This is a genomic window from Caloranaerobacter azorensis DSM 13643, assembly GCF_900129995.1.
In the GTDB taxonomy this organism is placed as follows: Bacteria; Bacillota; Clostridia; order Tissierellales; family Thermohalobacteraceae; genus Caloranaerobacter; species Caloranaerobacter azorensis.
Map to the genome: position 1 here is coordinate 1 of NZ_FQXO01000015.1, position 22,759 is coordinate 22,759.

Consider the following 22,759-nt stretch of genomic DNA (forward strand, 5'->3'; position numbering starts at 1 on the left):
CAACTAGCTAATGGGACGCGGGGCCATCCTATGCCGCTAAACACTTTGACTTATGCACCATGCGGTCCATAAGTGTTATGGGGTATTAATCCCGGTTTCCCGAGGCTATCCCCCTGCATAGGGCAGGTTCCCCACGCGTTACTCACCCGTCCGCCGCTTTCAGTACTTTAAATCCCCCGAAGGTTCATTAAAGTACCTACCCGCTCGACTTGCATGTGTTAGGCACGCCGCCAGCGTTCGTCCTGAGCCAGGATCAAACTCTCAAGATAAAAATTATATACTCAAAAGAATCCTGCTCCGCACTGTTCAGTTTTCAAAGACCAAATCTATTTTTCTGTCGACTTTTGCCGCCGACTCTTAATACTATAGCAGATTTTTTTATCCTTGTCAACAACTTTTTTTACTTTTTTTACTTTGCCTTTTCTCAACGGCAAAAAATAATTTACCACAAAATTTTAATTTAGTCAAGAATATTTTCTGCAATTTTTATATACATAAAAGCCAAGAGTTTGGAATACTCTTGGCTTTTAAAAAATAACTATTTATTATCAACAGGTTTCATAGTTGGGAATAATATAACATCTCTGATTGATGATTGATTAGTTAAAATCATTATCAATCTATCTATACCTATACCTAATCCTCCTGTTGGTGGCAAACCTACTTCTAGAGCATTTAAGAAATCAGTATCCATCATATGGGCCTCATCATCACCTGCTTCTCTTTGTTTCAATTGTTCGATAAATCTCTGTCTCTGATCTATTGGATCATTTAATTCAGAGAATGCATTGGCTATCTCCCATGTATTAATAAATGCTTCAAATCTATTAGTAATTCTCGGATCATCAGGGTTCCTCTTAGCCAATGGTGATACTTCTACCGGATGATGTGTAATAAAAGTAGGTTGAACTAAATGTTCTTCAGCATATTCCTCAAATAGCTCATTTATTACATGCCCTCTAGTCATTCCCGGTTTTATTTCTATTCCCTTTTCTTTTGCTATTTTTAATGCTTCTTCATCTGTATTTATTTCACTAAAATCTACTCCTGCATATTTCTTTACTGCTTCTTCCATACTCATTCTATTCCATGGCGGCGTTAAATCTATTTCTTTACCCTGATAATTTATTTTAGTTGTTCCTAACGCTTTTTCTGCAACATATGCAACTAATTCTTCAGTTAATTTCATCATATCCTCATAATCAGCATAGGCCTGATATAATTCAATAGCCGTATATTCAGGATTATGTTTTATTGACATTCCTTCATTTCTAAACATTCTGCCCATTTCATAAACCTTGTCAAAGCCACCTACTATCAACCTCTTTAGGTACAGTTCATTCGCAATCCTTAAGTACATATCTATATCTAACGTATTATGATGAGTAATAAATGGTCTAGCAGCTGCTCCTCCAGCTATAGTATTTAAAATTGGTGTATCAACTTCTAAGAAGCCTTTATTATCTAAGTACTCCCTAACTGCTTTTATTATTTTCGACCTTAAAATAAATGTTTGTTTTACTTCAGGATTAACAATTAAATCTACATATCTCTGTCTATATCTTAAATCCGGATCTTTAAGCCCATGAAATTTTTCAGGTAATATTTGTAATGATTTAGTAAGTAATACGATTTCTTGGGCTTTTACGGAAATCTCACCTTTCTTTGTTTTAAATACTTCTCCCTTTACGCCAATTATATCTCCAATATCATATGTTTTAAAAATTTCATATTCTTCTTCTCCAATTAAATTAACCTTTACAAAAACCTGAATTCTACCTTCACTATCTTGTATATCAATAAAACTTGCTTTCCCATGTCCTCTTTTAGACATGATTCTACCTGCTACTGAAACAAATTTTCCTTCCATTTCATCAAAATTATCAATAATATACTTACTGTGATGAGTTACCTCATATTTTTCTATCTTAAATGGATCTCTTCCCATTTCTCTAAGTTTATTAAGTTTCTCTCTTCTAAGTTTTAACATCTCATTAAGATTATTTTCTTCATATGTCATTTAATACACCTCCAAATTACCTAGTTATCTCTAGTACCTCGTACTTAATAACCCCATCCGGAACCTGTACCTCTACTATTTCACCTTTTTTTCGTCCAATTAGTGCTTCCCCTACCGGAGATTCATTAGAAATCTTTCCTTCATAAGGGTCTGCTTCTGCTGATCCAACGATAGTATATTCTATTTCTTCATCAAATTCTAAATCTTTAACCTTAACTTTAGTACCTATACTTACTGTTTCTAAATTAATATCTTCATCATCTATAACTCTTGCTGTTCTTAATATTCCTTCTAACTTAGCTATTCTCTCTTCTAATTGTGCTTGTTCATTCTTTGCCTCATCATATTCTGAATTCTCACTAATATCTCCAAATGCAAGTGCATGCTTGATCCTTTCGGCTACCTCTTTTCTTTTAACTGTTTTAAGATGTTCTAATTCATCTTCAATCTTTTTTAAACCCTCTAGGGTTAAAACTACTTCTTTATCTGCCACTTTACTCTCTCCCCTTCACGACCAATTTTATCTAATTTTGATTATTTTTGATATTATTCGTCTTAAATAATAAGCACCGTAATTTTTTTACAGTGCTAGCCCATCTTTTGTATGATGACTATTATAATTTAGCTGTATAACATTGTCAAGAGGTTAATCAACTTATTTAATATAATAATACAAATTTACCTATACATGCCCAAAAATTATTTTTCTAGCTTCTTTAAACCTATATCTTTTATTATTAATTTCAACTTTTACTAAATCTCTGGAATTAAACATTTGTATACTCTGATAGAAATATGAAGGTATCTCTTTATTAAATTCATAACCTGACGGTATACTTTTTATATTTTGATTCATCTTAAATATAAAATCGGTTATTACTACCGCCTTCTTTCCAATTCTACTCATTTCCTTAAATATCACTCTCTCAATACTAAAATCAAATATAATACTACTGCTATAGATGTCTGACACATTTAAATTTAATTTACTATTTAGATTGACAATTATATTGTATTTATTTAACTTTTTAATAAACTGTGCCGTATATATAGAAAGCCCCGTTTCATTTAGAATATCGTCCGCCAATTCAATAATAAATTTTTCATCTTTCCCTAAAACTGTAACATATTTAAATTCTTTTGCAATTTCAAAAACTATGTTCCTACTTAAATCTGTATTATCACTTATAATAAGAATCTCTTTATCTTTGAATAAGTCATATTTTTCTTTAAGAAGTTTTTTTAATGCATATATTATTACTTTACATTTTAGCTCTCTACCGTCACATACCTTAATATTATATTCCTGTTGAACAAATTTGATACTATTACTATTAAGTAAATCAATTCTATATAAAAAAATTCTATCTATGTCCCTTAAATTTAAATAGTTAATCCCGTTCAATATTCTATTAATAATCCCATCATAATCATCATATTCATCTTCAAGAAAAATCCCTACCCCATACCCCTTCACTTCATTGTTATCATTTACATATTTACACACAACCTTAGGTTTTATCCTTTCCTTTAAAGCAAATAGGACTCCATCAGGAATAATTTTTATTATTCCTCTTTTAATAAATTTTTTATAGTATTGCGGCTCTAAAATATAAATCCACTTACCCTGCCATACAATCCCCTCTTAGTATCAAACTAAAATCCCCTCCATATCATTTAAATATTCTATTCTTGGTTTGAAATCTAAAGTATCTAGAGCTTTATTAAAATCTTCACTAGTCATTTCATCAGGTCTTTTCCCTAAAAAAGCAACTATCATAGCTTCCATTACATTTGTACCAAATGATCTGCCTTCAAATTCAGGAGTAGTAGTTATCAACATTTTAACTCCTCTATTCTTCATATCATCTATATCATATGGCGTTACTGTATTTGTTATTATAATCTTCTCTTTCATATTTTCAGGCATATATCTTTTTATATAATTAAAATCACCAGCTATTATATCTGCCTCGTAATAATATTTAGAAAATTTACTATCTACAGATTTATTTTGTTTTTGTCCAGTAGGATATAATATTTCAAACGGCATCTTAACAGCTATAGGAGCAATTATTCTTGCTACATTATACAATGTATTATATGATTTGATTCTTATAGGTATTCCTAAAGCAAATATAGCATCTCCATAGACTACATCACTACCAGCTTCTTGGAAAGCTTCAGCCATGCCATACCTATCTAGTGCCGATGTAATAAGAACCCTTTTATCTTTCAAGTCGATAATATTATTTTCACTTATATACCTTATAACTCTCTTCTCTAATGTATTCTTCAAAAAAGTACCATCTAGCATTGGAGTTTTTTTAGCAGCCGCTTTAATTGGAAGTGAATCTTTTATTATATACCTTTTATCTTTACAGGTTAAATAAATATCTATTCCACCCATTCCAAAAGCATCAATCTTACCATCTAATTCCTTAATCAGTTCTATGGCCTTATCTTTATCGCCATCCGTTCCAATTCTTTCTATTATAAAATCCTCTCCAAAAAGATTAACTTTTACCTTATGATTTCTCTTAGATGAACCTAAACTAACACTTACAACTCTCTTCAAAACGTTTACCCCCTATCCCTAACTAATTTAAGAATATTTTCTATAGTCCTAATATCGATTTCAATATCTTCTGTTAAAGGAGATTTACCTATGTCTATTGATATAATTTCTCTATCTAGCAGTTTATGTACTAGAGAATTTCTCATGTCAGAAAATAGTGTAATAATCAAATCATAATTCCTTAATTCTGCTATAATCTCTAATACCTTATTAAACAGTTCTAATCTGCTTTTGTTCTGTATAAAGCTCCACCGTTCTTCTTCTGACATTAAAAAAACATATTCAACACCATATTTTAAACAGATGTTTTCTACTTCTTCTTTATTTTTTATTGGAAATCCAATTAAAGCTACACTCTTTCCCTTTCTTATTTCTCCTAATCTTTCTAGTCTAGAAATAAACGTTCTCTGAATCCCTAAAATATTTGCAACTTCCTGTTGTGATTTCCCTCTTATTCTTAATTCAATAATTTTATCAATATTTCTATATATTTTATTTATATCTATTACCTTATCCCCAATTCTAATAATATCCAATATCATACTCCCCTCTCTATATGTGCACAACATTGAGCTCATATTTATATATTACCATCTTATATAATTTTTATAAAGGAAAAAGATAGCTATGCCCTTAACCATCTTATAAATTCTCCAAATATTTATTCAAAACATCTATAATTTCATCTTTATTATCAATAGTATTTATCCTTCTTCTCATATCTGCTGCTTTAGGCATCCCCTTAATATACCAACCAATATGTTTTCTCATTTCTCTAACTGCAATCTTTTCTCCTTTTAATTTAATTAATAATTCGAGATGTTTTATAGCCATATCTATTTTCTCACGATTCGTTGGCGGAGGTATTTCCTCACCATCTTCAATAAGTGCTACAATCCTTTTAAAAATCCAAGGGTTTCCCTGACTTCCTCTGCCTATCATTACTCCATCACAGCCTGTATAATCAATCATTCTTTTAGCATCCTCAGGAATAAAAATATCTCCATTGCCCACAACTGGAATCGACACATTATTTTTAACCTCTCTAATTATATCCCAATTTGCCTTCCCAGAATAAAATTGTTCTCTAGTTCTGCCATGTATAACTACTAATGATGCACCTTCTTCTTCAATAATTTTAGCTATTTCTACTGCATTTATATTTTTTTCATCCCATCCCATTCTTATCTTTACAGTAACAGGTTTATTTGATGCTTTAACAACCGCTCTTACAATCTGTCTAACTATCTTTGGTTCTTTTAACAAAGCACTACCATCCCCATTTTTAACTATCTTAGGTGCTGGACATCCCATATTTATATCAATAATGTCAATATCATCTCGTTTATTTAATACCGATAATACTACATGAGCCATAATATCTGGTTCGTGCCCAAATATTTGCAATGCTATCGGTCTTTCATTTTTATCTATTTTCATTAATTCGTAAGTTTTCTTATCTTCATAGTAAAGACCTTTTGAACTTATCATTTCACTATAAACGAGACCAGCGCCTAATTCACTACAGATTAATCTAAATGCCATGTCCGTAATACCTGCCATAGGAGCAAGAAAAACATTATTTTTCGTCTCAATATTACCTATTTTCACTATCCCACCTCATTTCTTCTTTCGTCAAAAAAGTAGCCTTATAAGGCTACTTGTTTCTTTCATATATTATTCTCAAACCTTCTAATGTTAATAACTTATCTACTCTATTAATAGTTTTTGACTCGCTTGCAATTAAAGTAGACAATCCCCCAGTACATACAACATTTTTTACTTCTCCTTTCATCTCTTTTTTCATTCGTTCAACAATATAATCAACCATACCTACATATCCATATATTATACCTGACTGCATACTGTTTACGGTATTCTTACAAATAACAGTTTTAGGTTTTACTAATTCAATTTTCGGAAGTTTAGCTGCCCTTTGAAAAAGAGCTTCACTTGATATTTTAATGCCCGGTGCAATAGCTCCACCCAGATAATCTCCTTCTTCAGATACTGCACAAAAAGTTGTAGCTGTACCAAAATCGACTATTATAGTAGGTCCTCCATATTTTTCATATGCTGCAATGGCATTTACAATTCTATCGGCACCTACCTGTTTAGGGTCATCATACCTGATATTCATTCCAGTTTTAATTCCGGGTCCAACTATAAGCGGCTCTTTATTACAATATTTTATCGACATTGCCTGTAACGAATACATAAGCGGTGGTACTACTGAAGATATTACAACAGCTTCAATTTCATTAAGCTTAAAACCATTATATTCAAATAATTGATTAATAAGCATACCATATTCATCTGAAGTTTTATTCTTATCAGTAGAAATTCTCCAATATTTTAATAAATTTTTACCTTCGTAAACCCCTAGTACAATATTTGTATTCCCAACATCAAATACTAATATCAAAATATCCACCTTCTCCTTCGCTATTTATATACAATCTCGAATATAGTTTATTTAAATTTTAGCAATTTCAAAGTCTTTATTCAATACAAATTAAAAATTATTAATATCGAATTAGTCTATAAGTAGTTCATCTAAAATTATACATATCCATATATTCCTCTTACTGATATCTCTCCTGATATTAGTTTTTCAATTTTCCCATTTTCTTCTATTAACAACTCTCCTTGTTCTGTTATGTCTATAGCTTTAGCTCTTCTTTCTCCCTTATTCGTAATAATTTTTATTTCTCTTCCTAATAAAATCGAAGCTTTTCTACATATTTCTATTGAAGTTTTTATACTACCATATTTAATGAGTTCATTATAAAATCTCTCGAAATTATTAAGAATTTCAGCCGTAATAAACTTTCTGTCTACATCATGTCCTACTTCAGCCTTAATAGAAGTAGCAATATTATTTATTTCTTTAGGAATTTCCTGCGAATTAATATTTACATTTACCCCTATACCTATAACTAAATAATTTATTCTATTAAGTTCAGCACTCATTTCTGTCAAAATGCCACAGACTTTTTTGCCATTTAATACTATGTCATTTGGCCATTTTATATAAGCATCTACTCCCACCTTGCTAAGTGCACTCCAGACAGCAGCAGCTCCTATCTGTGTTACTTTTGAGGCATCTATTGGATCAATATTCGGTCTAAGTATTATAGACATCCAAATTCCCTTGCCTTTTGGAGATACCCATCCTCTCCCCAATCTTCCTCTCCCCATAGTCTGTTCTTCCGCTATAACAACTGTGCCTTCTTTTGCACCTTCAGCTGCTAATTGTTTGGCTTTAATATTTGTTGAATCTATACTATCGAAATGTATTATCTTTCTTCCAATATAGTCTGTTTCTAAATATTCTGCAATCTCTCCATAAGTCAATATATCTGGTGTATAGATTAACTTGTACCCTTTTCGTGTAACCGAATCAATTAAGTACCCTTCTTCTCTCAATTGATTTATGTACTTCCATATTGCCGTTCTACTTACATTCAAAGAATCACTAATATCCTGCCCAGAAACAAACTCATTATTTTCTTTAAGCAGTTTTAAAATTTCATCTTTCACTATTTTTCCTCCTCAACAAGAGTATTTCTTAAACACAATAATATTATATCATTTGCAAAAAAAAATATGGTAATAATCTTCCATATTTTTTAATAAACTGCTTTTACAATATAATCGCCATATGGCATATCTTCGAATTCATATTTCCCAAATTCATCAGTAAACCTGAAATCTATAGGAATGTATTTATCTTTTTCTATTTTATACAAAATAACCAATGCATCTTCTATAGGTGTATTATTCTCATCATAAATATTCCCATTGATTTTAGTCTTGCTAACTCTATCCTCCAATAATATGTCTACTTTATATATGCGTTTTAAATCCTCTATATCTAAAATTGTCTCATAAGAACAATATTTCGAATCATTTATAACTAATTTATATTTCCCTTTTACTATACTTGAAAAAATAAATTGCCCATATTTATTTGTACATGTATATTTATAAAGTTTTTCATTTTTGAATAATGTAATCGTAATATAAGCTATTGGCCTTTTACATTCATCAAATACATGTCCTGTTATCAGAGTAAATTTATATGCTTCTTCTTCTAATATAATGTTATATATAATACGTCTTGATTTTATGTTTATATAGCAACTTCTATGAAGTTTATACCCGTTTTTTTCTGCTTCGATTCTAATTTTAGTATTTAATTTAACGCCATTATATGTATAATATCCGTCATTGCTACTATATACATAACCAATTATATTACCATTTTCATCTACAAATTTTATCTTAACACCTTCTAATGGACTGCCTCTGTCGTTCCTAATATGTCCATAAATTAAAGCATTTTCAAAATATTTATTCTCCTCTAAATATAAATCTATTCTTATTTCAGGATTTTCTTTATTTAATTCTTTCATTTCAGATTGACCTAAAATATACTTTTCCATAATTTCACCTACTTTTTATGTACATAGGCATATAGATAAACTATATGCCCGTAATCTATGCTGTTGCCTCTGGAATCTGTTTATTAGCTTTAATCTTATAATTGCCTTGTTCAACTTGTTCAAATATATATAGTCCCTCACTATTTGTTTTAGTCATTCTAATAGGAGTTAAAATCTCTTTGCCTTCTTCGTCTGTATCAACCCTGAATAGTATTACAAATGCGCCTTCAATTGGAGCTCCATCTTTGTCTTTTATAATACCGTTTATTGTTCCTTTTCTGGTAATTGGATCGATTGGCAGTGAAACAACAATATTTCTTACCTGGAATGGTGCATCTATAATTACGTTTATATCTACACTTGTATAACCTAATTTACTAGTCGATACAGAATAAATTCCCTGTGCAAGATCGAAGAATACAAACTGTCCATATTCGTTAGTATAAGTTGTTTTCAATATTTGAGGATTATTAGGATCTGTATTGTCAACGAGTCTTACCACTGCTCCTTGTAATGGTGTACCCTGCTCATCTGTTACATCCCCAGCTATTAAACTATTATTTGTACTAGATACAGGAGCAAGTGTGAAATTTCTTTCTATTTGCTGACCTGCTTGCATTGCAAAAGATATACCTTGAATAATATTAAACCCATCTTTAGTAGCAAATATCAAATATTGTTCTTCAGGAGATACTCCACTTATCGTATATTCTCCGTTAACGTCTGTAACGCCATGGTATAAAGGATTATATTGATTATCTGTTATCTTAACTGTAACTCCTTCTATAGGATTGCCATTGCCGTCAGTTACTTTACCAAATACAGTACCCTGATCAATATGGATATTATCTTCAAGTTGTAAGTCTATCCTAATCTCTTCGCCTAGATCAACTAACGAACGAGTTTCAGACTGCCCTAATTTATATAATTCTTTACATTCAGCCATATATTATCACCTCTCTATCATTATTATTGTTCTTTATTTGCTTTTACTATATATTTGCCTTGCGGAACATCGCCAAACAAGTAAACTCCACCTGAAATAGTTCTAGTATATCTTCTAGGAATTAATGTTGGATTTTCTGGATCCCCTGTTACTTCATAAAGTACAACAATTGCTCCCTCGATAGGATTTCCTTGTGAATCTTTTATGATACCATTAATAGTTCCTGTAGACTGTTCTGGAGCAACTTGTAGTGTTGTTTGTATCTTAGTTATTGAACTCGGCTGTAGTATATGGAGTTCAACTTCTGTTGTTTTATAGCCCTGTCCGGATAATCTGACAAAATAATTTCCTAAATCAAGGTTTATAAAAGCATACTGACCGTATTCATTTGTACCAGTTATTGCTTTAATAATCTCTTGTTCATTCTCTATTTGTATCAAAGTTACCATAATATTAACTAGAGGATTACCATTGATATCAAATACTTCTCCTGCAATTGCAGATTTATTTGCATCAGGGTCTGGCTGTAATACCTGATCTACAACTATTGTCTGTCCTGCTGCAATAGCTACAGGATCAGATTCGCTTAATAGATAACCCTGCTTTGTAACATGAACATGCAATTCAGATGCTGGTGCAATATTCGAAATATCATATTTCCCATATGCGTCTGTTAATGTGTGATACAAAGGATTGTGATCTTTATCTAATACTTTTACTAAAGCATTTTCAACTGGATCGCCATTTGGATCTGTGACAGTACCTGTTATTGAACCCGTATTGAGATATGGGTTTTCATCAAGCTGAACGTCTAAACGTATTTCTTGCCCTATATCTTGAATTTCACCTAATTGAGATTGTGTCAGTTTATATAATTCAGACATTCTAATGCCCCCTTTTTTCTCTATTATGCTTTTCCTGATTTATATATATGATAGTTTTAAGTAAGCCGTTACATATTCAAACTGAAAATATGCAAAATAAAAAGGACTCTAATCAGAGTCCTCTTTTAACTTCCAAAGAACATCAATAATACTCCAGCTGCTATTGCAGAACCTATAACCCCTGCAACATTTGGTCCCATAGCATGCATTAAAAGGAAATTGGATGGATTTTCTTCTTGCCCAACTTTTTGAACAACCCTAGCCGCCATAGGAACCGCTGATACTCCAGCAGCACCTATTAATGGATTTACTTTACCTCCAGATACTTTATACATAATCTTTCCAAATAAAACTCCTGCTGCTGTCCCTATTGAAAAAGCTATTAATCCTAGTACAATTATCTTAATTGTGGTTATATCAATAAAAGAATCAGCTTTAGCTGTAGCACCAACTGTTAATCCTAAGAAAATTGTAATTATATTAGATAGTGCATTTTGTGCAGTATTTGAAAGTCTTTCAACTACACCAGATTCTCTAATCAAGTTGCCAAACATAAGCATTCCAAGAAGTGGCGCCGAAGATGGCAACAATAATATACTAAATGTAGCAACAACTATAGGAAAAATAATTTTTTCCTTTTTTGAAACCGGTCTTAGCTGCTGCATCTTAACTTTTCTCTCTTGTTCGGTTGTTAGTAATCTCATAATCGGCGGCTGTATAATTGGAACCAATGCCATATAAGAATATGCAGCTACCGCTATAGCTCCTAGTAGATGGGGAGCTAATCTAGTTGTTAAATATAGTGCAGTAGGTCCATCCGCCCCTCCAATTATACCTATAGATGCAGCTTCAGGTCCTGTAAATCCCAAGAATTTAGCTCCAATAAAAGTAAAAAATATACCAAATTGTGCAGCTGCTCCTAAAAGTAAACTTCTGGGATTAGCAATTAATGGCCCAAAATCTGTCATTGCACCTACACATAGAAAGATTATCGGTGGATAAATACCTAATTTCGTTCCCTGATACAAGTAATATAATAATCCTCCTACTTCTTTGGTTTTATATACCATTTGACCTGTTACTGGGTCTTTCACTATCTCTTTTACAGGTTCAGCCATAAGACCCCCTAATGGTAAATTGGTAAGCAGCATACCAAAAGCAATAGGTATTAATAAATACGGCTCATATCCTTTTTTGATAGCCAAATAAAGAAGTCCGGAGGCAATCCCTATCATTACAACTTCTTTTATGGTTAATGCAGAAAAACCTGTGCTTGTCCAAAACTGCCTAAGTATATCCAAAAACATTTAGGTTTACCCCACTTTCTAGTATATTTAAATTTATTCAAGTGATACTAATGAATCTCCTGCATTTACAGAAGCACCTTTAGTTGTATTTATGCTAACCACTTTTCCATCTCTTGGTGCTACTATTTCATTTTCCATTTTCATAGCTTCAAGTATCACTAAAACTTGACCACTCTTTACATTATCTCCCTCTTTAACTTTTATATCCAATATAGTTCCTGGCATTGGAGCTTCTACTGTTTCAGCTCCCTCTGGAACATACTTTTCTTCTACTTCTTTTTTAGGCTCAACTTTTGGCTCTTTTTTCACTTCTTTTTTTGGCATTTCAGCAACTGGTTTATCAACAACAGGCCTACTTACTCTTTCTGATGCTTCTTGTCTTACTTCCTCCACCTCAACCTCGTATTTCTTACCATTAACTGTAATTATATATTTTTTCATTTTTTAGCCTCCTTATCTATCGATTAATTCAAACTGCTTAAATCTACCAGCTCTAGCCCAAACTGGCGTATTCGTAGGTACTCTTTTTATATTTCTTATCTTGATTTCAGAAGCCGGTCTAGAAATATTTGTCGCAATAGCAGCCGTTATGACTGCCACTAGCTCCTCATCATCCTCTTCTTCATTAAAAATTTCTTTTGGCTCAATTTTTTCAGGTTCAATAGATTTTTTTTGCCTCTTATCTACTCCTTTATTTTCTTTATAGAAAACAAATCTGAATCCATCTATAATATAAGAAATAACGAGCAATGCCAAAAAAACTATCCCCATGCTAAATACTGTAACTATCAAAACTTGCCCAATAGTAATATTATCTCCTAACAACTATATCACCTCTTTATAGGGGTATGTTTCCGTGCTTTTTAGCCGGTCTATTTTCCCTTTTACTTGATAACATATCAAAGGCACTAATGACTCTTTGCCTTGTAGTCATAGGTTCAATTACATCATCGACAAATCCTCTCGAAGCAGCCACATACGGATTCGCTACTGTATCTCTATACTCTTTAATCTTCTCAGTCCTTGTAGCTAATGGGTCTTCTGAATTCTGTATTTCTTTTCTGAAAATAATATTTGCCGCTCCTTCAGGTCCCATAACAGCTATTTCTGCATTAGGCCATGCAAACACTAAATCTGCACCCATATCCTTACTGCACATTGCGAGATACGAACCACCATACGCCTTTCTTATAACTAAAGTAACCTTTGGTACAGTAGCCTCACTATATGCATATAACATTTTTGCTCCATGCCTTATAATTCCACCGTATTCTTGATCTGTCCCCGGCAAAAATCCTGGAACATCTACTAAATTTAATAATGGTATATTAAAAGCATCACAAGTCCTTATAAATCTAGAAGCTTTATCTGAAGCATTAATATCTAAACAGCCAGCGAGCACTTTAGGTTGGTTTGCAATTACCCCAACTGATTTACCATTTAATCTTATAAAGCCCGTTATAATATTTTGAGCAAAATAAGGCTGTACTTCAAAGAAATCTCCATTGTCAGCTATTATTTTTATTATCTCTTTCATATCATATGGTTTGTTAGGATTATCAGGTACAATCTCGTTTAATATCTCATCTATTCTATTCATATCATCCTCGGTATCAAATACTGGAGGATCCTCTAGATTATTTGACGGTAAAAAGCTTAATAATTTTTTTATTCTATTTATAGCGTCCTCTTCTGTGCTATCGACAAAATGTGCAACTCCACTTATGCTATTGTGAGTCATAGCCCCTCCTAATTTTTCTGCAGAAACATCTTCTCCAGTTACAGTTTTTATAACTTGAGGCCCTGTAATAAACATTTTACTCGTATTCTCTATCATAAATATAAAATCTGTAAGTGCTGGTGAATATACGGCTCCACCTGCACATGGTCCCATGATTACCGATATTTGAGGAATAACTCCAGATGATATAGTATTTTTATAAAATATCTTTCCATAGCCAGATAGAGCATCTACACCTTCCTGTATTCTAGCTCCCCCTGAATCATTCAATCCAATTATAGGTGCTCCCATTTTTAATGCCATATCCTGAACTTTGCAGATTTTAGCAGCATGCATTTCTCCTAATGAACCGCCTATAACAGTAAAGTCTTGAGCATAAACAAATACAAGTCTGCCGTCAATTGTACCATATCCAGTAACTACACCTTCTCCCGGTGCCTTCTTTTTATCCATTCCAAAATTAGTACATCTATGTTCAACAAAAGTATCTAATTCAATAAAACTTCCTTCATCAAGTAATAAATTTATTCTTTCTCTCGCTGTCAACTTACCACTTTTATGCTGCTTCTCTATTTTATCAATTCCACCGCCTAATCTAATCTTCTCTTTAGCCGCCTTAAGTTTTTCTACTTTTTCAATTGACATGAATTTACCCCCTTAGGTATAAATTAATCTCTCTGACATAGCTCAATTAACACACCATAAGTACTCTTTGGATGCAAGAAAGCTATTTTTGCCCCACCTGCTCCATACCTCGGTTTTTCATCTATCATTCTAATACCTTTACTTTTCATTTCTTCTATTGCCTTTTCTATATCATCAACTCTATAAGCTATATGTTGAATTCCCTCTCCTTTTTTCTCAATATATTTTGCTATAGGTCCTTCTTTATCTGTTGATTCTAAAAGCTCAATTTCAGTATCACCAATTGGTAAAAAAGCAACTTTTACTTTTTGCTGCTCAACTATCTCAATCCCATTTAATTCTAAACCCAATACTTCTTTATAAAACTTTAAAGTTTCTTCTAGATTTTTAACTGCTATACCAATATGATCTACCTTTTTAACCATTTTTTTATCCTCCTCATTCTCCTAACATAGTAATAATTTTATCACTAGCAGTATAGGGATCTATTTCCCTTTCTGCAATTTTTTTAGATAAACTATTCAAATAATCTCCCGTACTAGTCTTTTTAAGTACCATAGCCATAAGCTTTTCTTCTACTAATTTCAACACCTCTAATTTAGCATTTGCTAGTCGGCGTCTGTCAAATTCACAAGAATTAAGCATATATTTTTTATGCTCAATTATTTTTTCTAAAAGATCATCAATCCCCGTATTATTAAATGCCGATACTTTAAGCACAGGTGGCTTCCAACCTTCGTTTTCTCCAAACTTAAGCATCATCTCTATTTCTAAAGCCGTTCTGTCTGCTCCATCTAAATCACTCTTATTTACTGCAAATATATCTCCTATTTCCATAATACCAGCCTTTATAGCCTGTATATCATCTCCCAATCCCGGCACCATAATCATAACAACAGTATCTGCTATTTTAACTATATCAACTTCAGATTGTCCAACTCCAACAGTCTCGATAAAAATATAATCTACTCCGAAAATATCTAGTATCTTAACTGCTCCATACGTTGCTTTTGAAAGTCCTCCTAATGAACCTCTAGTACCCATACTTCTAATAAATACTCCCGGATCGGTTGCTAAATCTTGCATCCTTACTCTATCACCTAATATTGCTCCACCTGTAAACGGACTAGTAGGGTCTATTGCGATTATTCCAACCTTTTTACCTCTTTTTCTCAATTCTTTTACTAATTTATCTGTTAAAGTACTTTTACCACCACCAGGTGGTCCTGTTATACCAATAACATGAGCCTTTCCCGTATGTTTATAGAGTCTCTTAATAATATCTATAGCTTCACTATTGCCCATCTCAAACATCGATATAAGTCTTGCACAGGCTCTTTTATCCCCTTCAAGTAGTCTTTTTTCGAAATTCAAAGCACTGCACCACCTAAAAGTTGCTATTTTCTTTTAACATGTTCCCTAATATAATCTATTACCGCAGATGTAGGAGTACCAGGAGTAAATATCTCTGATATTCCCGCTTCTTTCAAGAAAGGTATATCATCATCAGGAATAACTCCGCCGCCTACTACCAAAACATCTTCGGCTCCCTGTTCTCTTAATAAATTAACTACTTTTGGAAACAAATGATTATGCGCTCCAGATAATATACTCATAGCTACTACATCCACGTCTTCTTGAATAGCAGCTGCAACAATTTGTTCCGGTGTTTGTCTTAAACCTGTATAGATAACCTCCATTCCAGCATCTCTAAGCGCTCTAGCAATTACCTTTGCTCCTCTATCATGTCCGTCTAATCCTGGTTTAGCCACTAGCACTCTAATAGGTCTTTCACTCATTATTAAACCTCCTCAAGATAATGATATAAATTTTGATAAATAAAGATAATTATTAAACATTTATAAAATTATTGAAGGTTGATATTCTCCAAATTCTTCTCTCAATACGCCACAAATTTCTCCTAACGTAGCATAAGCTTTAACTGCATCTAAAATATATGGCATAATATTTTCATCAGTCCTTGCTACTTTTCTTAAAGCCTCAAGAGTCGATTTTACTTTTTCATTATCTCTTTCTGCTTTTAACTTTCTCAATTTTTCTTTTTGTAATTCACCTACTGAAGGATCTACTTTTAATATGTCTTTATGTCCTTCTTCTTCTATTTGATATTTATTAACACCAACTACTATTCTCTCTCCTGTTTCTACTTCCATTTGATATCTATATGCACTATCCTGAATTTCTTTTTGTATAAAGCCTTTTTCTATAGCTCTAGGAGAACCGCCAAGTTCATCTATTTTCTTAATATATTCATAGGCTTCTTCTTCTATTTTCTTAGTCAAGCTCTCTACATAATATGAACCTGCTAGCGGGTCTATAGTTGCAGTAACACCGCTCTCATGAGCTACTATCTGCTGAGTTCTTAAAGCTATTCTAACCGAATCTTCTGTTGGTAATGCCAATGCTTCATCTCTAGAATTAGTATGAAGTGATTGAGTTCCACCTAATACAGCTGCTAAAGTTTGAATTGTTACACGAATTATATTATTATCCGGCTGTTGAGCTGTTAAAGTAGAACCTGCTGTTTGAGTATGGAATTTCATAATCATTGATTTCTTATTCTTAGCTTTAAATCTTTCTTTCATAATTCTTGCCCATAGTTTTCTAGCTGCTCTAAACTTAGCAACCTCTTCTAATAGGTCATTATGAGCATTAAAGAAGAATGATAATCTAGGTGCAAATGAATCAACATCAAGCCCAGCCTTAATAGCTGCTTCAACATAAGCTATACCATTAGCAAGAGTAAATGCAACCTCTTGAACGGCTGTAGAACCAGCTTCCCTTATATGATATCCGCTGATACTTATTGTATTCCAATTTGGAACATGTTTAGAACAGTATTCAAAAATATTTGTAATAAGTCTCATTGAAGGTTGAGGTGGAAATATATAAGTTCCTCTCGCAATATATTCCTTTAAAATATCATTTTGTATAGTTCCTCTTAATTTATCTTTTGACACTCCTTGTTTTTCTGCTACCGCTATATACATAGCCAGCAATACTGCAGCAGGAGCATTTATAGTCATAGAAGTACTTACTTTATCTAGTGGAATACCGTCAAATAGAATCTCCATATCTTTGAGAGAATCAACAGCAACTCCGACCTTTCCTACCTCTCCTTCTGAAAGAGGATGGTCTGAATCATATCCAATCTGAGTTGGTAAGTCGAAAGCTACACTAAGACCAGTCTGTCCTTGTTCTAATAAGTATTTATATCTCTTATTTGACTCCTCTGCTGTTGCAAAACCCGCATATTGCCTCATTGTCCAAAGCCTACCTCTATACATCGTAGGCTGTACACCGCGTGTAAATGGATATTGACCAGGATATCCTAAATCTTCATTATAATCTAAATCTTTAATATCTTCTGGTGTATAGAGTCTTTTAACCTCTAATCCTGATCCTGTAGTAAATTTTTCTTTTCTCTCAGGAAATCTCGAAATAGCCTTTGATAATGTAGAATTTTCCCATTCTTTTTTAGCATCTGAAATTTTTTCTAATTTTTCATTATCAAACATCTGTAATCCTCCTTTTTAAGTAGGCCATGATTTGATACATGCAGTTGAGCAAATGTTTTCCTGCTCAAATATAGACTATTATACAATTCAAAATTTTGCAATATATATTTCAAATTTTTTAAATATTGAAGTATATTTTTCACAAATAAAATTATTCTATACATAAAAAATTATTCCTCTAATTATTTATTATTTCCGATAATTAATTTCCTGAACGATTAACAATTTAAACATTTGCTATTTCAAAAAATAAAAGCATAAGCCCTTTAAACTTATGCTTCTATTTTTATTTTCTATTAATTTTTCCCAGAAACTCCTCAACATTTATTATGTATCTAGTATGTGTACCTTTTCCTATTAATTTTTCTTCATCATAAGCCTCTACATCAAAATATAATTTTTTACCATCTATCTTTGTAAGCTTTGCTATACCTTTTACTTTCATTCCAACCGGTGTAGCTCCTAAATGTTTAACATCTACATGTATTCCCACAGTTGCATGCTCTTTACCTAACTCTTTGTCAACTGCATTTAATGCAGCATTTTCCATAAGTCCTATCATCATTGGTGTTGCAAAAACATGAACATTTCCACTGCCAAATTTTGCAGCTGTGTCATCTTCAGTTACTATCTTCTCTGCTATACCTTCTAAACCAACTTTCAAATTAAATTCCATATACTCGCCCACCTTTCTATATATTTTTTAAAAATTTATATCCATTTTTTATTATAACATACCTAAAAAAAAAGTGGTCAATGACCACTTTTTTTAATCCATATTAAATATTTCTTCAAATTCTTCAGCATTAAGTGTTTCTTTTTCTAATAATGCCTCTGCTACTCTATGAAGTTTATCTATATTCTCCTTCAATAACTTTTCGGCTGTATGATAAGCCTTATCGATTATACTTCTCATTTCTTTATCTATAGCGGCCGCTACTTCTTCACTATAATTTCTACTTCTAGTTAAATCTCTTCCTAAGAAAACTTCATCCGTATCTGTACCATATGTCATAGGACCTAGCTTTTCACTCATACCATAATGAGTTACCATATTCCTTGCTATCTTAGTAGCCCTTTCCAAATCGTTTTGAGCTCCTGTACTAATGTCGTTTAAAACTAATTTTTCAGCTACTCTACCACCAAGAAGATGTACCAATGTCTCCTCCATTTCTGTTTTAGACATATAGTATTTGTCTTCTTTAGGTAGTATCATTGTAAATCCACCAGCTCTGCCTCGTGGAATAATACTAATTAGATGAACCGGATCTGTATTAGGCAATAACCTAGCTACAACAGCATGCCCTGCTTCATGATATGCTGTAAGCCTTCTTTCCTTTTCACTTATTACTCTACTTCTCTTTTCAGGTCCTGCTATTACTTTAGTTATAGCTTCTTCAATAAGTTCCATCGGTATTTTCTTTAAATTTTTCCTTGCAGTCAGTAATGCTGCCTCATTTAATAAATTCTCTAAATCAGCTGGAGTAAATCCAGAAGTTCTTCTTGCTACAACTTTAAGGTCAACATCATCTTCTAATGGTTTATCTTTTGCATGTATTTCTAAAATAGCTTCTCTAGCTTTAATATCCGGCACTCCTACATACACTTGTCTATCAAATCTTCCCGGTCTTAAAAGTGCAGGGTCTAGTATATCAGGTCTATTTGTAGCAGCCATAACGATAATTCCTTCGTTTGCTCCAAATCCATCCATTTCAACAAGAAGTTGATTTAGAGTCTGCTCTCTTTCATCATGACCCCCACCTAATCCGGCACCTCTTCTCCTACCAACAGCATCTATCTCATCAATAAAGACTATACAAGGAGCATTCTTTTTAGCCTGCTCGAATAAATCTCTTACCCTCGAAGCACCTACTCCTACAAACATCTCAACGAAATCAGAACCACTTATACTGAAAAAAGGTACTCCGGCTTCTCCTGCAACAGCTTTAGACAAATATGTTTTACCAGTACCAGGAGGACCTACCATTAAAACTCCTTTAGGTATTCTAGCACCTAACTCTATATACTTTCTCGGATTTTTAAGAAAATCTACTATCTCTTTAAGCTCTTCTTTTTCTTCATCTAATCCTGCTACATCCTTAAAGGTTATTTTCTTTCTGCCATCATCTCTATGCAGCTTTGCTCTGCTCTTTCCAAAATTCATAACCTTACTTCCGCCGCCCTGCGACTGCTGCATAAATACAAACCAAAAAATAATAGAAATCAATATCATAATAAATATTGTTGGAAGAATATTCAAAAGCCATGGTGTTTCAGGCGGCTTCTTACCAACATATCTTATCTTATTTTTATCTATTAAATCTTTTAAATAATCTTCATAAAGGTTTTCCTCTGTACCATCTGGAAGGATTAAAGAAAATGATGTCCCATCTTTTAATTTCCCGGTTATTATTCCCTCTTCTCTTACTACAGTAATAGATTCAACTTTATTATTCTTTATCTGCTGAACAAATTCTGTAAAATCAAACTGCTTCGTTTCTCCTACTGGTCTATTAAAGAATTGAACTGCCGCTATGATTATTATAAACATCAGCAGATAAAAGCTTATGCCTTTGAAATATCTCTTCAACTAGAGTCCTCCTCTCACTACCCTAAATCTCTCATACTAAGATATTTTACCATAATGATTATTAAAACACAATAATGCCCTAGCAAGGTTTATTATTTATAAACTTCTTCTTTAAGAACACATATATATGGTAAATTTCTATATTTTTCGTTGAAATCTAATCCATAACCAACAACAAATTCATCTGGTATTGTAAAACCTATATAATCTACTTTAACATCAGTTTTTCTTCGTTCAGGTTTATTAAGCAGAGTACATAACTTTACACTTTTAGGACCCCTAGATTTAAGATTTTCAACTAAATAACTTAAAGTCAGCCCTGTATCTATTATATCTTCTACAATCAATACGTCTTTATCTTCAATGCTTGAATCTAAATCTTTTAAAATTCTTACAACTCCAGATGATTGTGTAGATGACCCATAACTAGATACAGCCATAAAATCAATACTTAATGGTAAATCAATATTTTTACATAAATCCGACATAAACATTACTGCTCCTTTAAGTACACAAATTACAACTAAATCCTTGCCCTTATAATCTCTAGTTATCTCCTGCCCCAGTTCTTTAATCCTCTTCTGTAACTCATCTGTTTCAATTAATATTTGACGAATATCTTGTTCCATATAAATCCTCCTTACTTTTAATTTGTATCTTTAAAACCCTTTTGGTTTCAGGCTTAATTTTATATATTTCACTTATTCTATATCCTACAACCCAAATAATATTACAATCATCTACTAAAAGCGGAATCCTATCTCTCATGTCTCTAGGGATTTTTAAATCTATAAAAAAATCTTTTAATTTCTTCTTCCCTTTCATTCCCAGCGGAGAAAATCTATCCCCCGGTCTTCTGTTTCTAATATATAGGTTTCCATATATTTTATCATAATCGAAATATTTTATAAACCTATTATTCTTTTTTACATCGACTTCATTAACATTTAATATCTCTGTAATTATTTCACACTTTAACTCATCAATTTGGGTTGTACTCTCTATACCAATCATATATTTATAATCTACTATTTTCTCCTTTAAATCAACCTTTTCTACTGTAAAATGTCCATAGCCTATACTAATTTGTATATTCTTAGGTAAATTTATCCTCTTTCCTGTGCTATTTTTAAGTATAAGATTTATAGCATCATATATATGTTTTTCTTCTATTCCCTTAATATGCCCCAACAATCTTTCAATAGCCATTCTCAATATTCTCGACTTTATAGAATCGTGCTGCTTTGAAAATTCTTCTCTATCTATGATAATTTTATCTTTAGTCTCTTTATATACCATCTGCTCATATTTTTCTAAAGCGTACTTTTTTAAAAAATCGCTATCTATAGCCATCAGTCTCGAAGTTCTATAAATGGTATCAATAAAACTTTCATTAAAGTTCTCTTTGATAAATGGAATTAGCTCAAGCCTAATCTTATTTCTACTATAAATTGGTTTAAAATTCGTCTTATCAATTCTAACTTCAATATTGTTTTCTTTTATATACTCCTCAATTTCATCTCTACTAACATCTAATAACGGTCTTATAATATCTCCATTTTTATAATCCATCCCCTTTAATCCATCTAATCCAGTTCCCCTTATAAATCTCATCACTAAAGTCTCTGCTTGGTCATTTTTGTTATGGGCAACCGCAATCTTGCCATTTCCTAACTGTGATAATACTTGTCTAAAAAAATTATACCTTATTTCTCTACCAGCCTCCTCTTCAGAAAGCCTATTTTCTTTAGCATATTTAGACATATCTACTTTTATTGAATAAAAAGGAATTCTTAATTCATTAGATACTCTTCTTACATATTCTTCGTCTTCATCTGCTTCTTTCCCTCTAACACCATGATTAATATGTGCGATATATAAATTGAAATCAATTCTTTCTTTAGCTTCTCTTAGAACATAAAGAAGAGCCATCGAATCAGGCCCTCCCGAAACACCCACAACAACATTATCTCCTTTTTCAATTAAATTATTTCTTATAATCGTATCTATTACTTTTTCCTTCATATAACCACCCATCTATTCGCATCTATCTATCTTCAT

The 22,759-nt window shown here is 32.3% G+C and carries 23 protein-coding genes and 1 rRNA gene; all 24 read right to left on the reverse strand.

Features of this window, described 5'->3' with window-relative positions:
- Window positions 1-269: ribosomal RNA gene (locus BUB51_RS03630) — 16S ribosomal RNA — on the reverse strand; the annotation flags it as partial.
- Window positions 270-538: 269 nt separating this feature from the next.
- On the reverse strand, window positions 539-2,020 hold the full coding sequence (lysS, locus tag BUB51_RS03635) for a lysine--tRNA ligase (RefSeq protein ID WP_035165201.1): 1,482 nt from the start codon (window positions 2,018-2,020) through the stop codon (window positions 539-541).
- Window positions 2,021-2,036: 16 nt separating this feature from the next.
- Window positions 2,037-2,513, reverse strand: coding sequence for a transcription elongation factor GreA (greA, locus tag BUB51_RS03640; protein ID WP_035165199.1), 477 nt, complete (start codon window positions 2,511-2,513; stop codon window positions 2,037-2,039).
- A 189-nt stretch (window positions 2,514-2,702) separates the two neighbouring features.
- Window positions 2,703-3,527: a hypothetical protein gene (locus BUB51_RS03645; protein WP_073195587.1), complete on the reverse strand. Its 825-nt coding sequence runs from the start codon at window positions 3,525-3,527 to the stop codon at window positions 2,703-2,705.
- 144 nt (window positions 3,528-3,671) lie between these two features.
- Complete coding sequence (locus BUB51_RS03650) at window positions 3,672-4,598, reverse strand: quinate 5-dehydrogenase (RefSeq protein WP_073195589.1); 927 nt, start codon at window positions 4,596-4,598, stop codon at window positions 3,672-3,674.
- A 5-nt stretch (window positions 4,599-4,603) separates the two neighbouring features.
- Window positions 4,604-5,134, reverse strand: a complete 531-nt coding sequence (locus BUB51_RS03655; RefSeq protein WP_200791884.1) for a transcriptional regulator — start codon at window positions 5,132-5,134, stop codon at window positions 4,604-4,606.
- 106 nt (window positions 5,135-5,240) lie between these two features.
- The gene (dusB, locus tag BUB51_RS03660) at window positions 5,241-6,209 is read right to left on the reverse strand and encodes a tRNA dihydrouridine synthase DusB (RefSeq protein ID WP_073195593.1); all 969 of its coding nucleotides are present in this window, start codon (window positions 6,207-6,209) and stop codon (window positions 5,241-5,243) included.
- Between the two features lie 46 nt (window positions 6,210-6,255).
- Window positions 6,256-7,032, reverse strand: a complete 777-nt coding sequence (locus tag BUB51_RS03665) for a type III pantothenate kinase (RefSeq protein ID WP_479722835.1) — start codon at window positions 7,030-7,032, stop codon at window positions 6,256-6,258.
- A gap of 128 nt (window positions 7,033-7,160) precedes the next feature.
- Window positions 7,161-8,141 (reverse strand): biotin--[acetyl-CoA-carboxylase] ligase, encoded by a 981-nt coding sequence (locus BUB51_RS03670; RefSeq protein ID WP_073195597.1) that lies wholly within the window; start codon window positions 8,139-8,141, stop codon window positions 7,161-7,163.
- An 89-nt stretch (window positions 8,142-8,230) separates the two neighbouring features.
- Window positions 8,231-9,046, reverse strand: a complete 816-nt coding sequence (locus BUB51_RS03675) for an MSCRAMM family protein (protein ID WP_073195599.1) — start codon at window positions 9,044-9,046, stop codon at window positions 8,231-8,233.
- A 55-nt stretch (window positions 9,047-9,101) separates the two neighbouring features.
- Window positions 9,102-9,992: a carboxypeptidase-like regulatory domain-containing protein gene (locus tag BUB51_RS03680; protein ID WP_073195601.1), complete on the reverse strand. Its 891-nt coding sequence runs from the start codon at window positions 9,990-9,992 to the stop codon at window positions 9,102-9,104.
- Window positions 9,993-10,015: 23 nt separating this feature from the next.
- The gene (locus BUB51_RS03685) at window positions 10,016-10,876 is read right to left on the reverse strand and encodes a carboxypeptidase-like regulatory domain-containing protein (RefSeq protein WP_073195603.1); all 861 of its coding nucleotides are present in this window, start codon (window positions 10,874-10,876) and stop codon (window positions 10,016-10,018) included.
- A 125-nt stretch (window positions 10,877-11,001) separates the two neighbouring features.
- Complete coding sequence (locus BUB51_RS03690) at window positions 11,002-12,183, reverse strand: sodium ion-translocating decarboxylase subunit beta (protein WP_200791885.1); 1,182 nt, start codon at window positions 12,181-12,183, stop codon at window positions 11,002-11,004.
- 33 nt (window positions 12,184-12,216) lie between these two features.
- On the reverse strand, window positions 12,217-12,624 hold the full coding sequence (locus BUB51_RS03695; protein WP_073195605.1) for a DUF2118 domain-containing protein: 408 nt from the start codon (window positions 12,622-12,624) through the stop codon (window positions 12,217-12,219).
- Between the two features lie 12 nt (window positions 12,625-12,636).
- On the reverse strand, window positions 12,637-13,008 hold the full coding sequence (locus tag BUB51_RS03700; RefSeq protein ID WP_083599495.1) for an OadG family protein: 372 nt from the start codon (window positions 13,006-13,008) through the stop codon (window positions 12,637-12,639).
- Window positions 13,009-13,021: 13 nt separating this feature from the next.
- A complete protein-coding gene (locus BUB51_RS03705; RefSeq protein ID WP_073195608.1) occupies window positions 13,022-14,569 on the reverse strand; it encodes an acyl-CoA carboxylase subunit beta in 1,548 nt (515 codons plus the stop codon).
- A gap of 23 nt (window positions 14,570-14,592) precedes the next feature.
- A complete protein-coding gene (gene mce, locus BUB51_RS03710; RefSeq protein WP_073195610.1) occupies window positions 14,593-14,994 on the reverse strand; it encodes a methylmalonyl-CoA epimerase in 402 nt (133 codons plus the stop codon).
- A gap of 13 nt (window positions 14,995-15,007) precedes the next feature.
- Window positions 15,008-15,943 carry a methylmalonyl Co-A mutase-associated GTPase MeaB gene (meaB, locus tag BUB51_RS03715; protein WP_073195611.1) on the reverse strand — a complete coding sequence of 312 codons (936 nt, stop codon included), beginning with the start codon at window positions 15,941-15,943 and terminating at the stop codon, window positions 15,008-15,010.
- 23 nt (window positions 15,944-15,966) lie between these two features.
- Complete coding sequence (locus tag BUB51_RS03720; RefSeq protein ID WP_035163007.1) at window positions 15,967-16,368, reverse strand: cobalamin B12-binding domain-containing protein; 402 nt, start codon at window positions 16,366-16,368, stop codon at window positions 15,967-15,969.
- 60 nt (window positions 16,369-16,428) lie between these two features.
- Entirely contained in the window at window positions 16,429-18,108 is a 1,680-nt protein-coding gene (locus BUB51_RS03725) for an acyl-CoA mutase large subunit family protein (protein ID WP_035163008.1), read from the reverse strand.
- 286 nt (window positions 18,109-18,394) lie between these two features.
- A complete protein-coding gene (locus tag BUB51_RS03735; RefSeq protein ID WP_073195615.1) occupies window positions 18,395-18,784 on the reverse strand; it encodes a thioesterase family protein in 390 nt (129 codons plus the stop codon).
- A gap of 93 nt (window positions 18,785-18,877) precedes the next feature.
- Complete coding sequence (gene ftsH / locus BUB51_RS03740) at window positions 18,878-20,698, reverse strand: ATP-dependent zinc metalloprotease FtsH (RefSeq protein WP_200791886.1); 1,821 nt, start codon at window positions 20,696-20,698, stop codon at window positions 18,878-18,880.
- Between the two features lie 92 nt (window positions 20,699-20,790).
- Window positions 20,791-21,327: a hypoxanthine phosphoribosyltransferase gene (hpt, locus tag BUB51_RS03745; protein ID WP_073195616.1), complete on the reverse strand. Its 537-nt coding sequence runs from the start codon at window positions 21,325-21,327 to the stop codon at window positions 20,791-20,793.
- A complete protein-coding gene (gene tilS / locus BUB51_RS03750; RefSeq protein WP_073195618.1) occupies window positions 21,296-22,723 on the reverse strand; it encodes a tRNA lysidine(34) synthetase TilS in 1,428 nt (475 codons plus the stop codon). The genes hpt and tilS overlap by 32 nt, the downstream gene beginning before the upstream one ends.
- Window positions 22,724-22,759 lie beyond the last annotated feature (36 nt).